Genomic DNA, 22,312 nt, shown 5'->3' with positions numbered 1-22,312 from the left:
GTCATTTTCCGAAAACACCATGGACTTGAGTACCCACGCCGCCGTCGTCAATTGCGAAGCGTATCGCGACGGCAGGAAGATCGCCCACTTCGACATCGACAAGGTGGGCGACTTTCTCGGCGACCCCGATTGTTTCGTCTGGATCGGCATGGCCAGCCCCGACGCCACGGCCATGCAAGCGCTGCAATCGGCGTTCGGCTTGCACGAACTGGCCGTCGAGGATGCGCAGGGCGCGCACGAGCGGCCCAAGCTGGAAGAGTACGGCGACACCCTGTTTATGGTGATGCATACGGCCACCCTGGACGGCGAGGCCATCGTTTACGGCGAAACCCACGTCTTTCTCGGCCCACGCTTCATCATCACGGTGCGCCATGGCCCCTCGGCCGGCTATGCGAAGCTGCGCGAGCGCAAGGAAAGCGTGCCCGAGAAACTGGCCAGCGGCCCCGGCTACGTGCTGTATTCCATCATCGATTTCATCGTCGACCAGTACCAGCCCTGCATCGACCATTTGCAGGCCCGCTTCCAGCACTATGAACTGCAGCTGTTCAAGCCCAGCCTCTCCGAAGACAAGCTGCAGGATTTCTACCAGCTCAAGACGGAGCTGCTCAAGCTCGATGCGGCCGTTAATCCCCTGCACGACATCTGTACCCAGCTGATCCGTTTCCATGGCGACATCGTGCCCAAGGAAAACCGCATCTATTACCGCGACATTCTCGACCACGTCAAACGGGTCACGCACACGGCGGGGCAGATGCGAGAGCTGGTCAATTCGGCCATGCAGGTGGCGCTGGGGCAAATCTCGATCCGCCAGAACGAGGTCGTCAAGCGCCTGGCCGCCTGGGCCGCCATCCTGGCCGTGCCCACCATGGTCTTCAGCCTGTACGGCATGAACTTCGAATTCATGCCGGAGCTGAAGTGGCGCGGCAGCTATCCGGCCGTGATCGCCGTCATCATCGCCGGCTGCTTCTGGCTGCACCGGCGGCTGAAGCGCGAGGGGTGGCTGTAGCCAGCAGGCTTAGTTGCCCGCCACCGCGCCTGCCGCCTCGAGTATCAGCGCCGCCACTTCGACGGGGCGCGAAGCCAGCGAGGCGTGGCTGGCGTTCAGCGTGATGACTTTCCGCGCATTCAGCCGCGCCGCCATGCGTTCCTGGTTGACGGGGGAAATCATGCGGTCGGCGCTGGAAATCTGGTACCAGCTTGGCTTATGCTTCCAGGCCGGGTCGCTGACGGTGTCGCCGAAGGTGCTGGCCAGCGGCGCTTTCTGCACCACGCCCAGCACGGCGCCTTCTTCCGCGTCGAGGTCCTGGCAAAAGCTGTCATGGTATTGCTCGGGCTTGACCCACAGATAGCCGTCGCTGTCGCCCTCGAGGCTGGCCGCGCCGATGGGCGGGTGTTCCTGCGTGATGCTGCCCGGGCTTTCGCCCGCGTCGGGCGCGAAGGCGGCGATGTAGACGAGGCCCGCGACATTCGGCGCATTGCCGGCCACGCTGATGACGGCGCCACCGTAGGAGTGTCCTACCAGCAATACCGGGCCATCGACTTGCGCCACCATTTTGCGCGTGCGCTCGGCGTCGTCGGCCAGCGACGTCAACGGCAGTTCGACGGCACGGATGGCCGTGTGGCCATGGCGCCGCAATTCGGCAATGACGCGGCTCCAGTGGGCGGCGCCGCCCCAGAAACCGTGGACGAGGACGATGGTGGCTTGCTTGCTCATGCGAATACTCCTTGTGGCGGTAGCGCCGACGGGGGCGACACAGGCCGCGCGGCCCGTCAGCAGGCAGCCACGCAGTGTCCAGCCTGGTTATTGTAGGCCGTTCCCCGGCTGCACGCATTGCTTATCGAATGAGCAATCCCGGTTAAAATATGATCTGGAGCGTTGCTGCGGCACTCACCGGGTTTGCCCAGATTCCGCTCCGATTGATATCCATAACAAACTACATGACAATGAAATTAGTATTCACCGCTACGCTGGGCCTTTTATCGCTGCTTCACACATCGACCTCCTTCGCGGAGAACGTCAATGGAAAAAATCTGTATATGCAGCGATGCGCCGTGTGCCACGGAGCGGAGATCAAGGGAACAGGGCCGCTGGCAAATAAAAGCAATCCCCGTACCCCTGATCTGACCACCTCCGCTTTCAGGAAACGGCTCAATGATTATCCGGGCGTGATCGTCTCGTCGGTCATCCTTCGTCCGAATGGCGACCTGATTCCGAAAACCTTGAAAGAAAATGGCGTCAAGATTGCGCCGCACGCTTGGAGCGTGAAGGATTTTCGCGATCTGAATCAATACATGAGCGGCGTGATTTTGAAAAATCGATGACACCATTCGACTGCACGGCCGCCTAGTGCGACACCAGCACCGGTAACGTCATCTCCTGTAGCACCGTGCGCGTGACGCCGCCCAGCAGCGCTTCGCGCAGGCGCATGTGGCCGTAGCAGCCCATCACGAGCAGGTCGCAGCTGCGCTGGGACGCCATGGCCAGCAGGGCCGTGCCCACGTCCTGGCCCGGCGGCGTGTCGTGCTGCACCACCTCGACGTTGACGCCGTGGCGCGCCAGGTACAGGGCCAGGTCGGCGCCCGGCTGCTCGCCATGCGCGGCCGGCTGGGCGTGCGAATTGACGACGGCCAGGGTCACCTGCCGCGCCCCTTGCAGCAGCGGCAGCGCATCGGTGATGGCGCGCAGCGCTTCGGCGCTGCCGTTCCAGGCCAGCAGCGGATGCTGCGCGATGCCCGCTGGCGCGGCGGAAGGGGCGTGCGGCACCATCAGCACGGGCCGGCCGCAATGTAGCATCAGGTATTCGGGCGTGCCGGCGATGACGCGCGACGGCGTATCCTGCGCATCCGTCTGGCCCAAGATCAGCAAGTCGCAATAACGGGCCTGCAGCAGCAGCGCGCCTTGCGCGTCGTCGTCGACGAAGCGCGTTTCGTAGGTTCCCAGGCCTTCTTCGCGGGCGATGCGCTCGAAGTCGTGCAAGGCCTCGCTGGCCTGGGAGCGCAGCGCCTGCATCTGCGCCGGCGCAAATTGCAGCGCGTTGACGCCGCCGCCATACGCGTAGCGCGAGATGCCGCTCATGGCCGAGCCGATCAGGTGCGCGCCTTCGGCAACGGCCAGGCGCACGGCCAGGCGGATGCGCTGGGCGCAGTGGCGGGAATTGTCTACGTGGACCAGCAGGGTGGTGTAGGGCATGGCGTTTTCCTCGGTTGTCGCTCGGTTGTCGGTAGTCAGGATTGCAGTACGTAGCGGCCCGGCGCATCGCCCAAGGCAGCCCCCATGGGCGGCGGCGCCACTTGCGCGTCGGAGTGCTGCGCCAGCCACGCCTGCCAGGCGGGCCACCACGAACCGTCGTGGTGCGGCACGTCGCGCTGCCAGCTGTCCGCGTCGATGTAGGGCGCGTCGTGGCGGTGCGTGGCCAGCTGGTAGCTGCGGCGCGGCTGGCCCGGCGGCGAGACCACGCCCGCATTGTGGCCGCCCGAGGTGAGCAGGAAGGTGACGTCCGTGTCGGTCAGCAGCTGCAGCTTGTACACGGAGCGCCACGGCGCCACGTGGTCCGTCAAGGTGCCGACGGCAAAGATGGGCGCGTCGATGTCGGGCAGGGCGATGTGGCGGCCCGCCGTGCGGTAGCGGCCTTCGGCCAGGTCGTTGTGCAGGAACAGACGGCGCAGGTATTCCGAGTGCATGCGGCAGGGCATGCGCGTGGCATCCGCATTCCAGGCCATCAGGTCGCTGTCCTGCTCGTCTTCGCCAAGCAGATAATGGCGCAGCTGGCGCGACCAGATCAGGTCGTTCGAGCGCAGCAGCTGGAAGGCGCCCGCCATCTGCTTCGTATCGAGGTAACCCTGCTTCCACATGGCCGCTTCCAGGAAGCTGACCTGGCTCTCGTCGATGAACAGCGACAGTTCGCCCGGCTCCTTGAAATCCGCCTGCGAGGCCAGCATGGTGAGGCTGGCCAGGCGCGCATCGCCATCGCGCGCCATCGTGGCGGCGGCGATCGCCAGCAGGGTGCCGCCCAGGCAGTAGCCGGCCGCGTGCACCTGCGGCGCGCCCGTGATGCGTACAACGGCGTCGAGCGCCTCCATCACGCCCAGCTGGCGGTAGTCTTCCAGCGACAGCTCGCGGTCTTCTTGCGTGGGGTTTTTCCAGGAAATCATGAATACCGTGTGGCCCTGGCCCACCAGGTAGCGCACCAGCGAATTGTGCGGCGACAGGTCGAGGATGTAGAACTTCATGATCCATGCGGGCACGAATACCAGGGGCGTGGCATGCACCTTGGCGGTCGTGGGCGCGTACTGTATCAATTCGATCAAGTCGTTGCGGTAGACCACCTTGCCCGGCGTGACGGCAACGTTCCCGCCCACCTTGTAGCGGCGCGTGTCGGGCGCGTACGGTCCCATGGCGGCGCGCTGCCAGTCTTCGGCCAAGTGCTGCGCGCCGCGCGCCAGGCTGACGCCGCCGCTCTCGAGGGCCGCTTGCTGCACCACGGGATTGGTCAGCATGAAGTTCGACGGCGCCAGCATGTCGAGCCACTGGCGCACGGTGAACGTGACGACATCCTCGTGGTGCGGCGTGACGCCGCGCACGCCCGTGGTGGCGCGGTGCCACCATTGCTGCTGCAACAAGAAACCCTGGTAGACGAGGTTGTACGGCCAGCGCCGCCAGGCCGGATCGTCGAAGCGCCGGTCCTGCGGCAGCGGCGCGATGCACGACGGCTCCCAGGCACCGCCGGCCATGGCCGATTGCAAGGCATATTGCTGCCAGCGGCCTATCTTCTTCCACGCTTCCTGCAGCAGGGTTTGCTGCTTCGTTGGCGCCAGCGCCAGGTGGCCGAGCCAGTCGGCATAGGCGTTGCCCAGCGCGGCCGGCGAAATGCCGCCCGTAAACTTGCCCAGCCAGGCGTTCAGCAGCAGGTCCAAGGTGGCGCCTTCCGGCGCGGTCTCCGGATAATCGGGCGCCGGCACGCCTTGCCAGGCGCTGCCCATGCGCTCATGTTCAACGTCGTGTTCCGCATGGCTCGGCTGCGTCTTGCTCATCCAGGGCTCCTGTCATTTTTTTACAGGATAGCAAGAGCTTGTTTAAAAAATTATGATCTACATCAAGTTTGGCCGGATGCGTGCAGCATGTGGCTTGCCGCCTGGATGGCCGTGTCCGTTTCCTGCACAAACAGCCGCAGCTGCCCTTCCAGCGCATCGAGCCGCGCCAGCAACGCGCCCTGCGGCGCCTTTGCCGCTTCGCGCTCGATGGCGGCGGCGATGGCGACGGCCGGTGCGGCGCGGAAATTGGCCAGCAAGCCGGCCAGGGTGTGCGCCTGCCGGCTGACGGTGGCCCGGTCGCCCGCGCGCAGGGCCGCGCGCAGGGCTTCCAGCTGCGCCGGCAAGCCGGTCAGGAACGATGCGCCGATGATGCCGATCACGTCGGCGTCGGCCTGGGCCAGCGCGGCGCCGTAGCCGAAGCGCGGCGTTTGCTTGTTTATCTGCAACACATGCTGCTCGATCAGGCTGTGGAAGGCAGCCGTGCGGAATGGCTTGGACAGGTAGTCGTCCATGCCGCCGGCGATGCAGCGTTCGCGGTCGCCTTCGAGGGCGCTGGCCGTCATGGCGATGATGACGCTCCTCGGCATGCCTTGCGCTTCGCGCGCGCGGATCTGCGCGGTGGCTTCGAAACCGCCCATTTCCGGCATTTGCAAGTCCATCAGGATCATGTCGAAATGGCCGGCGGCCTGGCAATCGAGGGCAATGCGGCCGTTTGCCGCATGCGTGACGCGGTGGCCCGCATTCGACAGCAGCACGGTGGCCAGTTCGCTGTTCATGGCGTTGTCCTCGACGAGCAGGATGTCCAGGCCCGGCATGCTTTCGCGTACGGCCTGGCGCGCCGCCACGGGCGCGGCGCTGGGCATGCCGCGGCAGGTGCCCAGCACGCTCATGGCGACGGTCAGCAATTCCTCGGGGTTGGCAGGCTTGAGCAGGTAGCCACCGATGCCCAGTTCGCGGCAGCGCGCCGCGTCGCCCAGGCTGCCGCAGGACGACAGCATGACGATGGGCACCTGGCTCCAGTGGGGCAGGGCGGCCAGCGCCGACGCCGTGTCGAAGCCATTCATGCCGGGCATGGCGAAGTCCATGATGATGCAGTCCGCCGGCAAGGCGCTGCGGCAGTGCGCCAGCGCCGCCTCGCCCGACTCGCAGGCGGTGACCGTGGCGCCGCTGTGCTCGAAGATACGGCGCAGGATGGTCAGACTGCTGGGATTGTCGTCCACCAGCAGGATGTTGCGCGCGGCCAGCGAGGCGCCGGGCGGCGGCGCCAGGGGTTGCTGCTCGCCGATGGGCAGGGCCAGGTCCACGGTGAAACAGCTGCCCTTGCCCAGTTCGCTCGTCAGGCCGATGCCGCCGTCCATCATCGTCACCAGGCGGCGCGTGATCGACAGGCCCAGTCCCGTGCCGCCGAAGCGCCGCGTGGTCGACCCGTCTTCCTGCTGGAAGGCGTCGAAGACGGCCTCCTGCATGTCGGCGGCGATGCCGATGCCCGTGTCGCGCACGCTCAGGCGCAGGCGGGCCACGCCATCGCCGCTGGCGCGCAGCTGCGCGCCGACGATCACTTCGCCGTGCGGCGTGAACTTGATGGCGTTGCCCGCCAGGTTGGTCAGCACCTGGCGCAGCCGGCCCGGGTCGCCGAGCAGGGTGTGCGGCAGCGCGGGATCGACGTCGAGCACCAGTTCCAGGCCGCTGGCCTGCGCCCGCATGGCGTGCGCGCGCATGGTTTCCTGCAGCAGCTGGCGCAGGTCGAAGGGGATGCTTTCCAGGGTCAGCATGCCCGCCTCGATCTTCGAGAAATCGAGGATGTCGTTGATGATGCACAGCAGGGCGTCGGCCGAGGCCTTGACGATTTCCAGGTATTTGCGCTGGTGGGCATCGAGCTCGGAATCGAGCACCAGGTCCGTCATGCCGAGGATGCCGTTCATCGGCGTGCGGATCTCGTGGCTCATGTTGGCCAGGAATTCGCTCTTCGAGCGGCTGGCCGATTCGGCCACTTCCTTGGCCAGCAGCAGCGCGCGTTCGGCCGCCTTTTGACTGGAAATGTCGACGATGGTGCCCACCAGGCCGTGCAGGCTGCCGTCGGACTTCAGCAGGGCCGCCTTGCTGCACAGGACATCGACCTGCCGCGTGCCGACGGTCAGCCGGTCTTCATACGACTGGTTGCCCCGGTCCTGCAGCAGTGCCAGGTCGTGCTGCAGCGCTTGCTGCGCCTGCTGCTGCGGCAGGATGTCGGCCACCGTCAGACCCGGAATGCGCGCCTGATCGAGCTGGAAGAAGGCGCAGAAGGCGCGGTTGGCGCGCAGGTAGCGGCCCTGCACGTCCTTCAGGTACAAGGGGATAGGGATGGTTTCGATCAGCGCATCGACGAAGTTGAGGTTGTGGCGCAGCTCGCGCGCCGCCTGGCGCCGCTCCGTGATGTCCGTCAGGCTGCCCGTGATGCCGGCCAGCTGCCCCAGGCCATCGCGTTCGGCGCGCGCGCACACATCGATCCAGCGCACGTCGCCGTCGCGGGTCACGTAGCGCGCTTCATGGCGCATGCTGTCGACCTGGCCGCCCAGCAGCTGGGACAGGCCGGCCGCGGCGCGCTCGCGGTCGCGCGGGTCGACGAATTGCAGCACGCTCTGGCCCAGGCTGTCGGCGGCGCCGAAGCCCGTGATGGTGTGCCAGGCGGGATTGAGGAAGGTCCAGGCGCCGTGCAGGTCCGTGCGGAAGACCACTTCGTTGAGGCTGTTGACGACGTTGCGGTATTCGCGCTCGCTTTTCGCGATGGTCTCGGCCATGCGCTTGCTGTCGCTGATTTCCGTGCGGATGGCAATGTACTGATACGGCTTGCCGGCCGCGTCGAGGAAGGGCACGATGGTGGCGTCGACCCAGTATTGCCCGCCATCCTTGGCATGGTTGCAGATTTCGCCGTGCCACACGTGGCCGGCCGTAATGGTTTGCCACATCTGCGCAAAGAAGGCGTCCGGATGCGCGCGCGAATTGATTAGGCGGTGCGTCTTGCCGACCAGCTCTTCGCGCGCGAAGCCGCTGATGGCGCAGAACTTGTCGTTGACGTAGATGATGACGCCGGCCGTGTCCGTGATACTGACGATGGCGTGCTGGTCCATCGCGAAGCGCTGGTTCTGCAATTCGATGCGGCGCAGTTCCTGTTGCGACACCAGCTCGGCCAGCAGCACCGACAGGCCTTCGATATCGTCCTCCTGCGGCAGGCGCAGGCCGGAATCGTTGTTGTCGAGCAGGCGCACGGCCGCCACGCGCAGCGACTGGATCACGCGGTTGCGGCTGGCCAGTTCCGTGCGCAGCAGGTCATTCGTCATGCTCAGTTCATTCGAACTCAGTTCCAGGCTGCGCGAGCGCAGGTCCAGGTCGCGTTCGGACTGTTCGTAGGCGCCGTCGATGCGCTGCAGCAGGGCTGGCAAGCCGGCCAGGAAACCGGCCAGTTCGGGCGGCGTGTCTGCCTGCCCGCACAGTGCTTGCGCCTGTTCCAGCAGGGTGGCGCAGGCGTCGTCCGATTCGATATCGCAGACGCGGTTCAACTGGCGTGCCAGGGTGCGGTTCATGCTTCGCTCAATACAGTCACGGTCATCGTCTGGTTGTGCAGCTGGCAGGCGCCATGCGGCTGGGCGATGCCGATTTCGCCGTTCGAGTAAAAGCCGGCGATGCAGGGCGCGCCGCCCAGCAGGTCGGCCACGGCTTCGACCTCTTCCTCGGCCCGGTCGCCCATCACCAGCTTGCGCCCCACGCAGCTGACCAGCAGGGCCAGCTGGTCGCCCTGCGCATCGGCGTGGGGCGCGACGCCGCGCGCGGCCGTCTCGGCCCCGTCGATCAGCCGGTTGGTACTGGAATGCATCAGCCTCAGGTAGCCGTCGGCGAGGATGTCGCCGGCCAGGGTCAGCGAACCTTGCTCTTCATCGATGGCGAGGATGGTGCGAAAGACATTGCTTTTTTCATGCGCGGCCGTGAGCATTTCAAACGGGAACAGCAGGCCTGAAGCGGGCAGGTCGCGCGCATGGTCGCCCAGGTACAGCTTGTAGATGTCGAGCGCCCGCGCGCCATCGAGGCCATACAGCACGTTGTCGACGCAGCGCGTCACCTTGCGCGCGGGGCCGAACGCTTCCCAGCCCGCATGGCTGCCGTAGCCGAGGCGGATGCGTTCGCCGTACAGGCCGACGGCGACGATGGTATTGTCGGCCGCGCCGCGCGGGCCCAGGGTCCACGTCTGGCGGAAGGCGCCGCCGTCCGCCGCCAGCCCGCCCGACACCGTCACGCCAGGCGGCAGGTTCGACTGCAGGCCCGCGATCAGGGCGCTGCCGTTGATGGCCACGCCCGTGCCCAGCATGAAGACGGCCGTCAGGCCACCGTGCGGCAGGGCCTGCGCCAGGCGCTCGCCCGTGTCGTGCGAATCGGCCATGTCGCAGATAACGGCGTCGGCAATCGCCACCGTGGTGTGGGCAAAGCGGATGGCCGTGATGACGCAGCTGTCGTCGTAGACGCGCTTGCCGGCGATCTCGCCTGCCGTGGAGCAGCCGGTGATGATGGCGCCGGGCAGCTGGCGGCGCAGCGCCGCCGTGAGGTCGGGCGTGGCAAAGTAGGGGCAGGCGCCGAAGACCAGCACCAGGTCGGGGCTCATGGCGGCCAGCGGCGCCAGGGCCGCATCGATGTCGGCACGGTTTTTCAGGATCAGTTGTTGCACGCGCATGGCAGGCTCCTCGCTTACAGTGGGTGGGCGTGTTGCTGGACGGGATCGGGCAGGCTGTCGCGGATGGCGAGCACCTCGTCCCAGGCGCCCAGGAAGGCGTCGAGGCACAGCGGGCAGAAATGGCTGCCCCGGTTTTCCTCGAGGTACTGGCGCGCCTGCGCCAGAGGCCAGGCCGGCTTGTACGGGCGCTCCGAGCTGAGCGCGTCGAAGACGTCGGCCACGGCGACGATGCGCGCCGACAGCGGTATCTGCTCGCCCGCCAGGCCGTCCGGGTAGCCGCTGCCGTCATATTTTTCGTGGTGGCCGCAGGCGATTTCCTCGGCCAGGCGGATCAGCGGCGAATCGCTGCCGGCCAGGATATGGCCGCCGATTTTCGCATGCAGGCGCATGATGGCCATTTCATCGGGATCGAGCCGCCCCGGCTTGAGCAGGATATGGTCGGGCGTGGCCAGCTTGCCCACGTCGTGCATGGGCGCTGCCTTGAGCAGCAGGTCCTGCCATTGCGCATCCATGCCCAGGTTCCTGGCGATCAGCGCCGAGTAGCGCGCCATGCGCATGATGTGGGCGCCCGTTTCCGGGTCGCGGAATTCGGCCGCCCGCGCCAGGCGCGTGACCAGTTCCATCTCCCTGGCCGTGACGTTGGCGATGGCCTGGGCCACTTCGTGTTCGAGCAGCTTGGCGCGGTCGGCCAGCATGGTTTGCGCCGTGCGCAGGGCCAGCAGGTTGCGCACGCGCAGGCTGAATTCGATGGTGTCGACGGGCTTGGTGAGAAACTCGGTGACGCCCAGCGAAAAGGCCTGCTTGCGCACGGCGCGGTCGTTTTCCGTGGTTACCATGATGATGGGGATGTCGGCCATGCCGCCCATCTTGCGGAAAATGCTGAGGAACTCGTTGCCCGACAGGCTGGGCATGCGGTAGTCGAGCAAGACCAGGTCCGGTACGTGCGATTCGCACCAGTACAGCGCATCGACGGGATCGCTCATGCAGACCGTCTCGATGCTGCTGGCCTTGCACGCCAGGGTCGATAGCAGGCTCAGGTTGGTGTCGTTGTCATCGACGATCAGGATGCTCATGGTGTCTCCGGCGGATGGCGGTCAGGTGGCGGACGGGACGGCGGTGGCTGGTTCAGGCCGCCAGCTCGCCCGTGGCGTGCATGCCCAGGCCCGCCAGCAGGCTGTCCATGTCGAGCACGATCAGCATGCGCTCGTCGAGGGCGCCGATGGCCGTCACGTGGCCGGCCATGGCCGAGCCGTGCAACTGCGGCGGCGGCTTGATCTGTGCCGGCGCCAGCGGCACCACGTCGGCCACGCGGTCGACCACGATGCCGGTGGCGCCATGCGCGAAGACGAGGATGATCACCACCGTCGAGGCATCGTACGCGGGCTCGGCCTGGCCCAGCGCGATGCGCAGGTCGACCAGCGGCACGATGCTGCCGCGCAGGTGGATGAAGCCCTTGAGGAAGGCGGGCGCGTTGGCGATGCGGGTGACGGCGCCGTAGCCGCGGATTTCCTGCACCAGGCCGATGTCGATCGCGTATTCCTCCTTGCCCAGTCCAAAGACCAGCAATTCGCGGGCGCGCGCTTGCGCCGGTTGACCCGCTGCCGCGGCATGTGTCGTGGTCGTTTCCATGTGCTTGCTCCTGTCAGGTGCTGCGTACTGCATGAGACTGCGAGAATCGCCGGGCGGGGTTCAAGCCTGCTCGACGCGGTTACGGCCATTTTTCTTGGCCTGGTACAGGGCGGCGTCGGCCTGCGTGAAGCCGGCTTTCCAGTCGCCGTCCGCCGGCAGCGGCGCCAGGCCGATGCTGATCGTCGCCGTGATGGGCGCGTGCTCGAACTCGACCTGCGCCGCGGCCACGGCAAGGCGGATGCGCTCGGCCACCTGGCGCGCCCTGGCCAGGTCCGTATGGGGGAACAGCAAGCCGAATTCCTCGCCGCCCACGCGGGCGACGACGTCGGCGGCCCGTGCCTGGGCCAGGATGATGGCCGCGATGGCTTGCAGCACGGCGTCGCCGGCCGCATGGCCATGCTGGTCATTGACATGCTTGAAGAAGTCGATGTCGGCGATGCCGATGGTCATCGGGTGGCCCGAGCGCCTGGAGCGCGCCGCCGTGCGCACGGCGTCAATTTCGAAGGCGCGGCGGTTGGGCAGCTGGGTCAGTGGATCGCTGAGGGCGATGCGCTGCAACTGCTGCCAGCGGGCCGCGTTCTGCTGTTCGATGGCCAGTTCGCGGCGCTGGTCGATGAAAAAGGCGCCCATGAAGTTTTCATCGTCGAGGGTGCCCAGGTCCATGGCCTTGAGCACGATGGGCAGCATCGTGCCATCGCGGTGGCGAATGGCGAAATGGCGCTTGTGGCCCAGCACCCGGGACTTCTTGTAGCCGGCCAGATATGCGCCGATCTGTGCGCCATGCTGCTCGCGCACGGCGTCGGGCAACAGCGCCTCGATCGGCTGGCCTGGCAAGCTGCCCACGGCATAGCCGCTCAGCGCATACATGGCGTCGTTCGCATAGCGGATGCGCGAGCCCGCATCGATGATGACGGCGGCGTCATCGGCGGCGTCGAGCAGGCGCAAGGCCAGGATTCTGTTCATCTGCTTGTCCCCTACAAAGAAGGTGGAGATGCCGGGCGGTCGAGGCAAAGAGGTCTGCCGAACCGCCTTGGGCGCTCCTTTATACTCATCATACATCAAATAAAAATGATTTCAACGAATATTGTGATTTTCATGATTTTATTTGGATTTTCGACACAGACAAATCCGTAGCCGAGTGGCATAAAAAGCAGATGGCGCGTCATTTCTCTCTATGACGAACAGAATTTTTGCCTTCGTTCTTTTTGCCGCCGGAAAGAAAAAACGATTTTTTCGTGAATTTATTTATTGTATTCGGTAAATTTATGTAGCAAAATGCAGTGAAGCAACACCATTCACTGTGGATAGAGGAGACGGACATGCATACGAAGATGTCGGCAAGAGGCAGCGTAGAGGCGGGCAAGGGCTATCCACACGGGGCGCAGGTGCGCCATGCATCGATGCAGCGCCTGAAGGCGATCGCTTACCTGGCCCTGCTGCTGGCCGTCGTGCCGGCCGCGGCCTGCATCGCCACGGGACGCGCCGGCATGCCGGCGCCGTTCAGCGCCATGTGCGGCGTGGTGTCGTGCGCGGCAGGCGAGCATGGACTCTAGCGCGCGGCCTGCGCCTCCTCGCGGATCCATGCCATGAATGCCTGGACGGCAGGGCGCGTGGCCGCGTCGGGCCGCGTCACCAGGTAGTAGGCAAAGCGCGCGGGCCAGGGCAAGTCCAGCACTTGCACCAGGCGTCCCGCGGCGATTTCCTCCTGCGCGTACAGCTGCGGCACCAGGGCCAGTCCCTGTCCCGCCTCGGCCGCGCGTATCAACAGAAAATCATCTTCGAAGGCCGAGCCGCGCAACGCCCGCGCTGGATCCGCGCTGCCGTCCGGGGCGCCATGCGCGGCCAGCCACAAGGGCCAGTCGGCGCGGTCCGTATCGTGCAGCAGCGGGTAGCGCAGACAATCGCCGGGCGTGGTGATGGGCGGCTGGCCTGCCATCAGGGCGGGGCTGGCGACGGGCACCAGCACGGGTGCCATTAACCGCGTCACCTGCAAGCCCGGATACTCTCCCAGTCCGTGGCGCAAGGCCACGTCGACCCTGTCGCGGCGCAGGTCGACCAGCGCCGATGTGGCTTCCACGCGCACCTCGATTTGCGGGTGGCGCTGGTTGAAGCGGCCCAGGCGCGGCACCAGCCACGCGGCGGCAAAGGTGGCGACCGTGCTGACGGTGAGCGTCTGGCGCCCAGCCATGTCTTCCAGCGCCTGGCTGGCGCCGGCGATCTGCGCAAAGGCACCCAGCAGGGTGGGGTGGACCATGGCGCCCGCTTCGGTCAGGCGCAAGCCCTGGCGTTCGCGCGTAAACAGGGGCATGCCGACCCGTTCTTCCAGCAGGCGGATTTGCTGGCTGACGGCGCCCGACGTCACATGCAGCGCTTCGGCGGCGGCCTTGATGCTGCCGCGCTGGCCCACTTCGACAAAGGCGCGCAGTGCCTGGAGCGGTAAAGGATGTTTCATTGATATAGTTTTTCTATAGTAAGACAGCAAAAATCATCGTTTCCATTCGCTGAAAATAAGAGCGAGGATGGCGGTGTTTGCAACGCTTATTTTACTTCAGTAAAACTATATCGACAGGATACTCCATGCACAGCATCACATCCCCGGCGGGTTCGCTTGAACTCTACACCGACAGCTCGCCCAACGGTTTCAAAGCCACGATTGCGCTGGCCGAACTGGGCTTGCCGTATCAATTGCGCCATGTGCGCATCGAGCAGGGCGAACACCGGCTGCCCGCTTTCATGGCCCTCAATCCGCACGGGCGCATTCCCGTGCTGGTCGACCACGAGACGGGCGTCACCGTGTTCGAGTCGGCCGCCATCCTGCTGTACCTGGCCGAAAAGACGGGGAGGCTGCTGCCCAAGGCACCCGCGCAGCGCTGGGCCGCCATCACCTGGCTGCAATTTCATACGGCCAGCATGGGGCCGATGCTGGGCCAGCGCGTGCATTTCGAGATTGAGGAGAGAGGCGCGAATGCGGCCGCCACGGCACACTTTCGCCAGCTTTGCGGCGCGGCGCTGGCCACCATGGATGGCCGCCTGGCGGCCAACGCCTACCTGGCCGGCGACGACTATTCCATTGCCGACATCGCCAGCTTCGGCTGGCTGCACATCGCCCGTATCGTCGGCTTCGATTTATCCGCCTGGCCGCACGTCAGCAGCTGGTACGCCCGCGTGGCGGCGCGTCCGGCCGTGCAGCTGGGCGTCACTATCCCCGCGCCCGCCACGGGCGCCTGATTTTTATCGAGGAACAGCATGAGCAATGACATCACGGAAGGCGCCTCGTCGCAGGCCTTCACGCAGCACCGCGGCTACCGGCGCATGTTCGCGCCCGGCGCGCTTACCCTCGGCATTTACCTGCCGCTGCGTTTTTACCAGGGCGACATGCGGGCGCTGGCCGGCCAGGCCGACCTGGTCGCCGCCATGGACAGGCAAGGCTTCGCCGCCGCCTGGGTGCGCGATATTCCCCTGTTTGACCCGCGCTTCGGCGATGCGGGCCAGCTGTTCGACCCGTGGACCTATCTCGCCTACCTGGCGGCGCGCACGGACTCGCTGGCCCTGGCCACGGGCAGCGCCATTTTCACCCTGCGCCATCCCATCGACCTGGCCAAGGCGGCCGCCAGCATCGACCAGTTGTCGGGCGGGCGCCTGGTGCTGGGCACGGCCTCGGGTGACCGCGCCAGCGAATTTCCCGCGTATGGCGTGCCGTACGATACGCGCGGCGAACGCTATGCGCAGGCCGTGCACCTGTTCCGCCAGTTGCTGCGCCCTGGCCCCGCGCATGTCAGCAGCCCGCTGGGCAGGATTGAGGGCCTCGAACTGCTGCCCAAGCCCGTGGCGGGCGCCATTCCCCTGATCGTCACCAGTTCCTCGGGCCAGCCTTTGGCATGGATAGGGCGCCACGCCGATGGCTGGCTGACGTATCCGGAAGCGACCGATACGCCGGACGGGCCGCGCCGGCTGGCGGAAAAGATCCGCGCCTGGCGCCAGTGCATCCCGGATGGCGGCTTCCGTCCGCACATGTGCAATGAGTGGCTGGACCTGGTGGACGACCCCGACTATCCGCGCACGCCCGTGCGCAGCGGCTATGTGCTGCGCACGGGGCGCAAGGGCTTGATCGATCTGCTGGGGGAATGGCAGGAAGCGGGCGTCAACCATGCGGCACTGGGCATCCAGCATGGCCAGCGTCCGGCCGCCGAGGTGCTGCAGGAACTGGCGCAGGAAGTGCTGCCGCATTTTCCGTCGCATGCGGCGCCGGCCAGCGCCGTGCCGCGCTGGTAAGTATGGCTAGAACGCCTGGCTGGCGGCGTAAATGAGCAAGCCGGCCAGGCCGCCCACGACGGTGCCGTTGATGCGGATGAATTGCAGGTCGCGCCCGATGGCCAGTTCGACGCGTTCGCTCATTTCTTCCTTGCTCCACAGGTCCAGGCGGGCGGCGATGAAGGCGCCTACCTCTCCCCGGTAGCGGCGCACCAACGATCCGCTGCCGGCGACGATGGCGCCGTTCAGCCATGCCCGCGCATGGTCGTCCGTGCCCAGCACCCGGCCCGTGTTGCGCGCCAGGCTGGCGATCGCTTGCGCCAGCACGGGCTGGTCCGCGTGCAGGTCGGCCAGCACGCGCGTGCTGATGTGCTTCCACACGTCACCCAGCATGGCTTGCACCGTGTCGCTGGCGACCAGCTGCAGCTGGTAGCGGCGCACCGTGTCCTGCCACTGCGGGTCGGCCTTCAGGTGCAGCGCGCTGTCGGCGATCCAGCCGGCGATGCGCTGGCGCAGCGGGTGCCCGGGATCGAGGCGCACGGTAAGGGCGAATTTTTGCAGCGAGGCGATCATGCGCGGCTCGTACGCCTTCACGGCTTTTTTCACGAGCACGTTCTCGATCTGGAAGGCGCCCAGCACGAAGTCGCCGATGGCCGCGTGGTGCGCCTCGTCGTCGAGGTAGGCGGCGCCGCGGTCGAGCAGGAAGTCCAGCAGTTGCTGCGGCTTGCCGTCGGCGATCAGTGCATCGATGCAGTCGGCCGCCACGTCCGACAGGTTCAATTGGCCCAGGTAGCCGCTGGCCTGCTCGCGCAGCAGGTGGCCCAGCTTGTCGTGGTCGGCCATGGCCAGCAGCTGTTTCGCCACGCCGGCGCTGGCCATGCCCAGCTGCCGCGCGTGGGCCTCGTCGGCCAGCCAGGCGCCCAGGCGCGCGGCGGGATCGGCCTGCGCGATGCGCTCGGCGATGCCTTGCTCGGTAATGAAATGGTTTTCCACGAAGGCGCCCAGGCTGCGGCCGATGTCGGCCTTGCTGTTCGGGATGATGGCCGTATGCCACAGGGGGATGCCCAGCGGGTGGCGGAACAGGGCGACGACGGCGAACCAGTCGGCGATCGCGCCCACCATGGACGCTTCGGCGAACGCTTCCACATAGCCCCAGGCCGGGTGGGCGCCGCGCTGCGAGCGGGCCACGGCAAAGACCAGAGCGGCCAGCAGCAGCAAGCCAACGGCCAGCCACTGCATGCTGCGCAGGCGCGCGCGCTTGAGCTGGTCCGTGCTGTGGTCCAGCTGTTTGATAAGGTCGGGGGAGCGTTGCATCGATGGCGGTCTGCGGGGTTGCGAGACCGCCATCTTACTGCGATGGCGCAGTGGAGGGATTACTGTTGCGGATGCAGCAGCGAACGGCGGCGCGCGTAGCCGAAGTAGATGGCCAGGCCGATCACGAGCCAGATGGTAAAGGCCACCCAGGTGACCCAGCTCAGGAAGGTCATCAGGCCCACGCACAGGATCACGGCCAGCGCCGGCACGTACGGCACGCCAGGGCAGCGGAAGGCGCGCGGCAAGTCCGGACGCTTCTTGCGCAGCACCACGACGGCGACGGAGACCATCGTGAAGGCGGCCAAGGTGCCGATGTTGATCAGTTCAGCGAGGATGTTGAGCGGAATCACGGCGGCGATCAGGCCGAACACGATGCCGACCAGCCAGGTGGCGAAGAACGGCGTGTGGAAGCGCGGGTGCACGGTCGACAGGCGCTTGGGCAGCAGGCCGTCGCGCGACATGGCGAAGATGATGCGCGTCTGGCCGAAAGCCATCACGAGGATCACGGTAGTCATGCCGAGAATGGCGCCCAGGTCGACGAAGCCGGCGATCCAGTTTTCGCCCGCATACTGCAGGGCCAGCGAGACGGGATGGTCGACGCCGAGGAATTTTTGATACGGCACGATGCCCGTCATGATGGCCGACACCACCACGTACAGCACGGCGCACACGGCCAAGGATCCTATGATGCCGATCGGCAGATCGCGCGACGGCTTCTTGACTTCCTCGGCTGCCGAGGTGACGGCGTCAAAGCCGATGAAAGCGAAGAAGACGAGCGCGGCGGCGCTCAGCATGCCGTGGTAGCCGAACGGCATGTAAGGCTGCCAGTTGGCTGGCTGCACGTGGCGCGCGCCGAAGATGATGAACAGCAGCACCACGCCCACCTTGATGGCGACCATGATGTTGTTCAGGCGCGCCGATTCACGCACGCCCCAGCCCAGCATGGCCGTCAGCAGCAGCATGATGACGAGGGCCGGCAGGTTGATGAAGGTGGTCACGCCAGGCAGGGCACCGGGTGCGGCCGTCAGGGCGACTGGCAGGGCGATGCCAAAGCCCGACAGCAGCGACTGGAAGTAGCCGGACCAGCCGACGGAGACGGCTGCCGCGGCCAGGCCGTACTCGAGCAGCAAGTCCCAGCCTATCATCCAGGCGGCCAGCTCGCCCAGGGTGGCATAGCTGTAGGTATAGATGGAGCCGGCCACGGGCACGGTGGAAGCGAATTCCGCGTAGCACAGAGCGGCGAAGCAGCAGGCGACGGCCGCCACGACAAACGACAGCGACAGGGCGGGACCGGCCGTCAGCGCGCCCGTGCCTGTCAGTACGAAAATGCCCGTGCCGACGATGGCGCCTATGCCCATGAGGACAAGGTCGAAGGGCCCCAGCACTTTCGCCAGACCTCCCGGTTTCTTGCTGTGGGCGATCATGTCATCCAAATTCTTGGTTCTAAATAAGCTCACTGTGTCTCCTGGTGGTTTTTGTCATGGCGCCATTGCCGCCTCGTGAGTAGCACGACGCAGCCAGATTCTAGCCCACGCGCCCTTGATTCCAGAAGGAAAACCGTACGGTGCCGTGCGCGCCAGCCCCGCAAACTTGTCCGGCAGGCAAAAAAACAGCCCCGGATGGTGGCCCGGGGCTGGAAAGGAGACTGCTACAGTTGGTTACTCTCGCTTACTTGGCAAAGTGCGCTTCGATCTCTTCCAAGGTCTTGCCCTTGGTCTCCGGCAACAAAAACGCGGCGGCCAGGAAGTACAGCACCGTGCAGCCGGCGCCGAAGAAGAACAGGGTCGAATAACCGTGCAAGCCGACGGTCGGCAGGAAGATGGCGGCGATCACCGTCGAGACGAACTGGTTGACGAGCAGGGCGATGCTCATGCCGTTCGAGCGGATGCGCGTCGGCATCAGTTCGGACAGGGCCAGCCACACGCACACGCCCGGTCCCACGGCAAAGCTGGACACGAACACGCAGATGGCGATCGCCACCAGCCAGCCGTGCGTGGACGAGGGCACGGGACCCAGGCTGGCCTTCTCGATGCGCAGCGGCGCTTCGCGTCCGGCGGCCGGATCGGCGAACGGGTTCAGGTGCAGCTTGCGGAAGAACGCGCCGATCACGCTGTCGGGCTGCACGGCGTCGTCGCGGGCGATCGTCACCTGGCGCAGCACGGGATCGTCGCTGCGCAGGCTTTTCACGTTGGTGAACGGGCCGTAGGCGTAGGCGATGGTCAGCTGCTGCGGCGTGCCGTCGGCCGCCGCACCCAGGGCCGTCAAGGCGGCCGCATCGAGCTGCAAGGCCAGGCCGTCCGCTTGGACCTGCGCGGCGATGGCGGGGCGCACGTCGGCCAGGTGGGCTTCGGCGCCGCGGAACAGCAGGCCGGCCGCCAGCAGCGAGACGACGATGCCGCCCGTGCCCAGCATCAGCAGGAACTTGCGGCCCTTGCGGTCGACCAGCAGCACGGCCACCACCGTCATCACGGCATTGAGTACTTTCAGCAAGACGTCCGCCATATTGGCCGAGGCGCCCGACAGGCCTGCCTGGTTCAGGATATTGACGACGTAGGCGAGGATGGAATTGATGCCCGTCGCCTGCGTGCAGGCGAGGATCAAACAAGCGAGCAGGAAGGGCAGCACGTAGCGGCGGCTCAGCAGCGGATCTTTCGCCTTGCCGCTGGCCTTGGCCGTATTCTCGGGCGTATCTTGCATCTCGCGCAGCTCGACGTCGGCGGCGGCGGGCAAACGCGTGCGCAGCAGCGACTGGCGCGCCTGCTCGATGCGGCCCCGTTGCGCCAGCCAGCGCGGCGACTCGGCCAGCAGCAGGGCGCCGACGGTAAACACGAGGCCCGGCGTCAGACAGACCCAGAAGATGCTGCGCCAGGCCTGGTCCTTGGCCGTGAAGATGGCGGCAATGCGGCCCGCTTCCGGCAACGCTTGCGCCGCCTGCGTGGCCGTTTCCACCGTCTGCGCCTGCATCAGGCCGATCAGGGCGGCCGCCACCAGGCCGATGGTCAGCAGCAGCTGGAACAGGGCGGCGCCGCGTCCACGCTGCTGCGCGGGCAGGCATTCAGCCAGGTACAAAGGCACGACGACGCCGATCAAGCCGCCGCTGATGCCTTGCAGCAGACGGCCCAGCAGCAGCGGCGTGTAGCCGTCGGCCAGCGCGATCAGCGGGATGCTGGCGCTGAACAGGGCGCCGGCCAGGAACATCACCCAGCGCCGGCCCAAGAGGTCGGCCAGGGCGCCGGCGAACAGCGACGACAGCACGGAACCCAGGAGCACGGCGGCGACGATAAAGCTCAGCTGCTGGGCCGTCAGTTTCCAGGCCACGGAGGCCGTCGATTCCAGGTAGGGCAGGGCGCCGGCGATGATGCCGATGTCTATGCCGTACAGCAATCCCCCCATGCCGGCAATAAATAGCAGGTAGCGCATGGCCCACACGGGGGCCTTGTGTGACGTGTCGTGCATGGTAACTCCGGGACGGGGTTGAGGTTGTGGATGGTCTAGCGGGTGGAAAGATCGATGGCCGCGCCTTCGACGAAGACGGACACTGGCTGTAATGTAGAATCGAGGACGACGATATCGGCCCAGGCGCCCGGCGCCAGTCGGCCCCGGTCGGATACGCCCAGGTAGTCGGCCGGGTACAGCGACAAGCGGTTCGAGGCGTCGGCCAGGTCCAGGCCCAGATCGACGAAATTGCGCAGGGCCTGGTCCATGGTCAGCACGCTGCCGGCCAAGGAACCCGTGGCCAGGCGCACGCAGCCCAGGCATTTGTAGACGCGCTGCGTGCCCAGGCCGTACTCGCCATCGGGCATGCCGGTGGCCGAAGTGGCGTCCGTCACGCCGTACAGGCGCGGGATGGCGCGCAGGGCCGCGCGCAGGGCGCCCTTGGCCACGTGCTGCAGGTCGGGGATGATTTCCGCATATTCAGCGTGCGCGAGGGCCGCACCCACCATGCCCGGGTCGTAATGGGTCATGCCCGTCATGCCGTTGTACAGGTGCGTGAAGCCGGACACGCCGGCGTTCAACGCCGCCACGCCTTCGTCATACGTGCCGGCGCTGTGGCCGATCTGCACGCGGATGCCCATCGCCGCCAGTTGCGGGATCAGTTCCAGGTGGCCGGGGATTTCCGGCGCCATGGTCAAGACCTTGATGGGGGCGATGGCGTGAAAGCGCTGCACCAGCGCGAGGCTGGCCTGCACGACGTCCGGCGGCTGCGCGCCCAGGCGGTGCAAATTCAAAAACGGTCCTTCCAGGTGCACGCCCAGCATGCGCGCGCCGTTGGCTGGGCGCTCGGCGATGACGCCGGCCAGGCCTTGCAGGGCGCGCAGGATCGACGGTTCCTTGGCTGTCAGGGTCGTGCCCAGCAGGGCCGTGGTGCCGTGGCGCGCGTGCACTTGCGCCACGGTGGCGCCCGCGTTCCCGCCTTCCATGATGTCGACGCCGGCCGCGCCGTGCACGTGCAGGTCGATGAAGCCGGGCAGGATGGTCAGCGCGCTGTCTGCGGCAGGGTCTTCTTGTATCTGGACGATGCGCTGGTCAAAGGTGATGGTGCCCGTGATCCAGCCAGATGGGGTAAGGATTCTGCCGCTCAGCATGTGTTATTCCGCTATAAAAAGTTCGATGCCCAGCTTTTGCAGCCCTTCGCGGTATTCCTGGCTGATGCTGGCATCGGTGATGACGGTATCGACCCGGTCCAGCTGCACGATGCGGTGCAGGCTGACGCGGCCGAACTTGGAGGCGTCCGTGAGGACGATGATTTTCTTGGCCCGTTCCACCATCTTGTGGTTCAGGCTTGCTTCCGCTTCGTGGTGGGTGGTCACGCCAAACTGCAGGTCGAAGCCGTCGACGCCCAGAAACAGCTTGTCGAAGCTGTAGGCCTGCAGACAGGTTTCCGCCTGGCTGCCCTGGATCGACAGCGACTGCTTGCGCAGCAGGCCGCCCGTGAGGATCAGGTCCACGCCGGGTGCGTCGGCCAGTTCCCACGCGATGTTCAGGCCATTCGTGGCCACCGTTACGCCGGTGGCGTCGCGCAGATGGCGCGCCAGCGAGATGGTGGTGGTGCCCGAGTCGATGATGATGTTGTCGCCCGGCTCCACCAGCCGCGCCGCATACGCGCCGATGCGCTCCTTCTGCTCGTGGTTGATGGCATCCTTCTGGCGTATCGTGTGTTCAAGCGGGGGCGTGCGCGTCAGGGTCGCGCCGCCGTGGCTGCGCGTGGCCATGCCTTGCGCTTCCAGCGCATTCAAGTCGCTGCGGATGGTGACCGCGGACACGCCGAGCTTTTCCACCAAGTCGGTCACTTGCACCGAGCCCTGCTGGGCAAGCATTTGGAGGATGGATTCACGGCGTTGGCTGGTATTTCGCATGGTGGCGGGCTCGGTAAAAAGTGAAAATACC

General features: G+C 66.2%; 19 protein-coding genes. 5 read left to right on the top strand and 14 right to left on the bottom strand.

The features are described from left to right. Positions 1-19: 19 nt before the first annotated feature. Entirely contained in the window at positions 20-1,006 is a 987-nt protein-coding gene (corA, locus tag MRBLMS1_RS26795) for a magnesium/cobalt transporter CorA (RefSeq protein WP_485883288.1), read from the top strand. Positions 1,007-1,015: 9 nt separating this feature from the next. On the opposite strand, the gene MRBLMS1_RS26790 is transcribed toward corA, so the two are convergent. Continuing rightward, positions 1,016-1,714 (bottom strand): alpha/beta hydrolase, encoded by a 699-nt coding sequence (locus MRBLMS1_RS26790; RefSeq protein ID WP_485883286.1) that lies wholly within the window; start codon positions 1,712-1,714, stop codon positions 1,016-1,018. A 230-nt stretch (positions 1,715-1,944) separates the two neighbouring features. Between MRBLMS1_RS26790 and MRBLMS1_RS26785 the strand changes: the two genes are divergently transcribed. Beyond that, the gene (locus MRBLMS1_RS26785) at positions 1,945-2,322 is read left to right on the top strand and encodes a c-type cytochrome (RefSeq protein WP_485883346.1); all 378 of its coding nucleotides are present in this window, start codon (positions 1,945-1,947) and stop codon (positions 2,320-2,322) included. A gap of 22 nt (positions 2,323-2,344) precedes the next feature. Here MRBLMS1_RS26785 and MRBLMS1_RS26780 read toward each other — a convergent pair whose 3' ends face one another. The 7 genes from MRBLMS1_RS26780 to MRBLMS1_RS26750 form a co-directional block, all read right to left on the bottom strand. Continuing rightward, on the bottom strand, positions 2,345-3,190 hold the full coding sequence (locus MRBLMS1_RS26780) for a universal stress protein (protein ID WP_485883284.1): 846 nt from the start codon (positions 3,188-3,190) through the stop codon (positions 2,345-2,347). Between the two features lie 35 nt (positions 3,191-3,225). Continuing rightward, positions 3,226-5,031: a PHA/PHB synthase family protein gene (locus tag MRBLMS1_RS26775; protein WP_485883282.1), complete on the bottom strand. Its 1,806-nt coding sequence runs from the start codon at positions 5,029-5,031 to the stop codon at positions 3,226-3,228. A gap of 62 nt (positions 5,032-5,093) precedes the next feature. Continuing rightward, entirely contained in the window at positions 5,094-8,591 is a 3,498-nt protein-coding gene (locus tag MRBLMS1_RS26770; RefSeq protein ID WP_485883280.1) for a PAS domain S-box protein, read from the bottom strand. Beyond that, positions 8,588-9,730, bottom strand: coding sequence for an FIST signal transduction protein (locus MRBLMS1_RS26765; RefSeq protein WP_485883278.1), 1,143 nt, complete (start codon positions 9,728-9,730; stop codon positions 8,588-8,590). Before MRBLMS1_RS26765 ends, MRBLMS1_RS26770 begins: the two co-directional genes overlap by 4 nt. Before the next feature lie 14 nt (positions 9,731-9,744). Beyond that, positions 9,745-10,803: an HD domain-containing phosphohydrolase gene (locus MRBLMS1_RS26760; RefSeq protein ID WP_128139465.1), complete on the bottom strand. Its 1,059-nt coding sequence runs from the start codon at positions 10,801-10,803 to the stop codon at positions 9,745-9,747. Between the two features lie 52 nt (positions 10,804-10,855). Continuing rightward, positions 10,856-11,359, bottom strand: a complete 504-nt coding sequence (locus MRBLMS1_RS26755; RefSeq protein ID WP_456149532.1) for a chemotaxis protein CheW — start codon at positions 11,357-11,359, stop codon at positions 10,856-10,858. Between the two features lie 60 nt (positions 11,360-11,419). Then, positions 11,420-12,322 carry a sensor domain-containing diguanylate cyclase gene (locus MRBLMS1_RS26750; RefSeq protein WP_485883275.1) on the bottom strand — a complete coding sequence of 301 codons (903 nt, stop codon included), beginning with the start codon at positions 12,320-12,322 and terminating at the stop codon, positions 11,420-11,422. A gap of 356 nt (positions 12,323-12,678) precedes the next feature. Between MRBLMS1_RS26750 and MRBLMS1_RS26745 the strand changes: the two genes are divergently transcribed. Beyond that, entirely contained in the window at positions 12,679-12,912 is a 234-nt protein-coding gene (locus tag MRBLMS1_RS26745) for a hypothetical protein (RefSeq protein WP_034751303.1), read from the top strand. Here MRBLMS1_RS26745 and MRBLMS1_RS26740 read toward each other — a convergent pair. After that, positions 12,909-13,811 carry a LysR substrate-binding domain-containing protein gene (locus tag MRBLMS1_RS26740; RefSeq protein WP_485883273.1) on the bottom strand — a complete coding sequence of 301 codons (903 nt, stop codon included), beginning with the start codon at positions 13,809-13,811 and terminating at the stop codon, positions 12,909-12,911. The genes MRBLMS1_RS26745 and MRBLMS1_RS26740 overlap by 4 nt on opposite strands. A gap of 125 nt (positions 13,812-13,936) precedes the next feature. Between MRBLMS1_RS26740 and MRBLMS1_RS26735 the strand changes: the two genes are divergently transcribed. Both MRBLMS1_RS26735 and MRBLMS1_RS26730 read left to right on the top strand, forming a co-directional pair. Beyond that, a complete protein-coding gene (locus tag MRBLMS1_RS26735; protein ID WP_456149535.1) occupies positions 13,937-14,587 on the top strand; it encodes a glutathione S-transferase family protein in 651 nt (216 codons plus the stop codon). Between the two features lie 18 nt (positions 14,588-14,605). Then, the gene (locus MRBLMS1_RS26730) at positions 14,606-15,631 is read left to right on the top strand and encodes an LLM class oxidoreductase (RefSeq protein ID WP_485883271.1); all 1,026 of its coding nucleotides are present in this window, start codon (positions 14,606-14,608) and stop codon (positions 15,629-15,631) included. A gap of 6 nt (positions 15,632-15,637) precedes the next feature. Here the strand turns inward: MRBLMS1_RS26730 and MRBLMS1_RS26725 are convergent, their stop codons facing one another. From MRBLMS1_RS26725 to MRBLMS1_RS26705, 5 genes are all read right to left on the bottom strand, one after another. Then, entirely contained in the window at positions 15,638-16,924 is a 1,287-nt protein-coding gene (locus tag MRBLMS1_RS26725) for a DUF445 domain-containing protein (protein ID WP_485883270.1), read from the bottom strand. A gap of 59 nt (positions 16,925-16,983) precedes the next feature. After that, positions 16,984-18,381, bottom strand: coding sequence for a branched-chain amino acid transporter BcaP (bcaP, locus tag MRBLMS1_RS26720; RefSeq protein ID WP_485883268.1), 1,398 nt, complete (start codon positions 18,379-18,381; stop codon positions 16,984-16,986). 211 nt (positions 18,382-18,592) lie between these two features. Further along, positions 18,593-20,380, bottom strand: coding sequence for an MFS transporter (locus MRBLMS1_RS26715; RefSeq protein WP_485883266.1), 1,788 nt, complete (start codon positions 20,378-20,380; stop codon positions 18,593-18,595). 35 nt (positions 20,381-20,415) lie between these two features. Beyond that, positions 20,416-21,510, bottom strand: a complete 1,095-nt coding sequence (locus MRBLMS1_RS26710; protein WP_128139456.1) for an N-acetylglucosamine-6-phosphate deacetylase — start codon at positions 21,508-21,510, stop codon at positions 20,416-20,418. 3 nt (positions 21,511-21,513) lie between these two features. Further along, on the bottom strand, positions 21,514-22,281 hold the full coding sequence (locus MRBLMS1_RS26705) for a DeoR family transcriptional regulator (protein WP_034751280.1): 768 nt from the start codon (positions 22,279-22,281) through the stop codon (positions 21,514-21,516). Between the last annotated feature and the right edge of the window lie 31 nt (positions 22,282-22,312).

Origin of the sequence: Massilia sp. LMS1-1-1.1 (genome assembly GCF_040815535.1) — a bacterium.
GTDB classification, from domain to species: domain Bacteria; phylum Pseudomonadota; class Gammaproteobacteria; order Burkholderiales; family Burkholderiaceae_D; genus Janthinobacterium; species Janthinobacterium aestuarii.
The sequence above is the reverse complement of the archived record's forward strand: the minus strand, read 5'-3'. Positions and strand labels throughout refer to the sequence as shown.

Excerpts from the sequence above, each read along its gene's own strand:
- corA (WP_485883288.1), top strand. The coding sequence starts at position 20 with ATGGACTTGAGTACCCACGCCGCCGTCGTCAATTGCGAAGCGTATCGC.
- MRBLMS1_RS26790 (WP_485883286.1), bottom strand. The coding sequence starts at position 1,714 with ATGAGCAAGCAAGCCACCATCGTCCTCGTCCACGGTTTCTGGGGCGGC.
- MRBLMS1_RS26785 (WP_485883346.1), top strand. The coding sequence starts at position 1,945 with ATGAAATTAGTATTCACCGCTACGCTGGGCCTTTTATCGCTGCTTCAC.
- MRBLMS1_RS26780 (WP_485883284.1), bottom strand. The coding sequence starts at position 3,190 with ATGCCCTACACCACCCTGCTGGTCCACGTAGACAATTCCCGCCACTGC.
- MRBLMS1_RS26775 (WP_485883282.1), bottom strand. The coding sequence starts at position 5,031 with ATGAGCAAGACGCAGCCGAGCCATGCGGAACACGACGTTGAACATGAG.
- MRBLMS1_RS26770 (WP_485883280.1), bottom strand. The coding sequence starts at position 8,591 with ATGAACCGCACCCTGGCACGCCAGTTGAACCGCGTCTGCGATATCGAA.
- MRBLMS1_RS26765 (WP_485883278.1), bottom strand. The coding sequence starts at position 9,730 with ATGCGCGTGCAACAACTGATCCTGAAAAACCGTGCCGACATCGATGCG.
- MRBLMS1_RS26760 (WP_128139465.1), bottom strand. The coding sequence starts at position 10,803 with ATGAGCATCCTGATCGTCGATGACAACGACACCAACCTGAGCCTGCTA.
- MRBLMS1_RS26755 (WP_456149532.1), bottom strand. The coding sequence starts at position 11,359 with ATGGAAACGACCACGACACATGCCGCGGCAGCGGGTCAACCGGCGCAA.
- MRBLMS1_RS26750 (WP_485883275.1), bottom strand. The coding sequence starts at position 12,322 with ATGAACAGAATCCTGGCCTTGCGCCTGCTCGACGCCGCCGATGACGCC.
- MRBLMS1_RS26745 (WP_034751303.1), top strand. The coding sequence starts at position 12,679 with ATGCATACGAAGATGTCGGCAAGAGGCAGCGTAGAGGCGGGCAAGGGC.
- MRBLMS1_RS26740 (WP_485883273.1), bottom strand. The coding sequence starts at position 13,811 with ATGAAACATCCTTTACCGCTCCAGGCACTGCGCGCCTTTGTCGAAGTG.
- MRBLMS1_RS26735 (WP_456149535.1), top strand. The coding sequence starts at position 13,937 with ATGCACAGCATCACATCCCCGGCGGGTTCGCTTGAACTCTACACCGAC.
- MRBLMS1_RS26730 (WP_485883271.1), top strand. The coding sequence starts at position 14,606 with ATGAGCAATGACATCACGGAAGGCGCCTCGTCGCAGGCCTTCACGCAG.
- MRBLMS1_RS26725 (WP_485883270.1), bottom strand. The coding sequence starts at position 16,924 with ATGCAACGCTCCCCCGACCTTATCAAACAGCTGGACCACAGCACGGAC.
- MRBLMS1_RS26715 (WP_485883266.1), bottom strand. The coding sequence starts at position 20,380 with ATGCACGACACGTCACACAAGGCCCCCGTGTGGGCCATGCGCTACCTG.
- MRBLMS1_RS26710 (WP_128139456.1), bottom strand. The coding sequence starts at position 21,510 with ATGCTGAGCGGCAGAATCCTTACCCCATCTGGCTGGATCACGGGCACC.
- MRBLMS1_RS26705 (WP_034751280.1), bottom strand. The coding sequence starts at position 22,281 with ATGCGAAATACCAGCCAACGCCGTGAATCCATCCTCCAAATGCTTGCC.